Origin of the sequence: Nocardia brevicatena NBRC 12119, from assembly GCF_000308495.1 — a bacterium.
Lineage (GTDB): Bacteria > Actinomycetota > Actinomycetes > Mycobacteriales > Mycobacteriaceae > Nocardia > Nocardia brevicatena.
In genome coordinates this window covers 1-492 of sequence record NZ_BAFU01000031.1, presented here as the reverse complement: position 1 = coordinate 492, position 492 = coordinate 1, and the positions used below count along the sequence as shown (strand labels likewise).

1 protein-coding gene is annotated in these 492 nt (G+C 62.2%); it reads right to left on the bottom strand.

Going from position 1 to position 492, the window contains the following annotated elements; genetic code table 11:
* Positions 1-492: NAD-glutamate dehydrogenase domain-containing protein (locus ON20_RS06450; RefSeq protein WP_040834039.1), on the bottom strand; the 492-nt coding region annotated here is incomplete at both ends.

The window sequence follows — 492 nt, the reverse complement described above, 5'->3', positions numbered from 1 at the left end:
CGGTGCGGTCGAAGACGCCGCCGCCCTTACTGATCAGCGATCTATCGTAATCGGCCCAACTCGACCGCGACAACTCGAACAACCGCTTGCGCTCCCGGAACGACTCCCGCGCCTCGGGGTCGGGATCCAAGAAGATATGCCGATGATCGAACGCCGCCACCAACCGAATGTGCTCGGACAACAACATCCCATTCCCGAACACATCCCCACTCATATCCCCCACACCCACCACAGTGAAATCCTGCGACTGGGTATCGACATCCATCTCCGCGAAATGCCGCTTCACACTCTCCCACGCCCCCCGCGCCGTAATCCCCATCGCCTTGTGGTCATACCCCGCCGAACCACCCGACGCGAACGCATCCCCCAACCAGAACCCATACCCCACCGCCACCTCATTGGCGATATCGGAAAACGACGCCGTCCCCTTATCCGCCGCCACCACCAAATAGGTGTCATCACCGTCCCGACGCACCACCCGGGCGGGCGGCA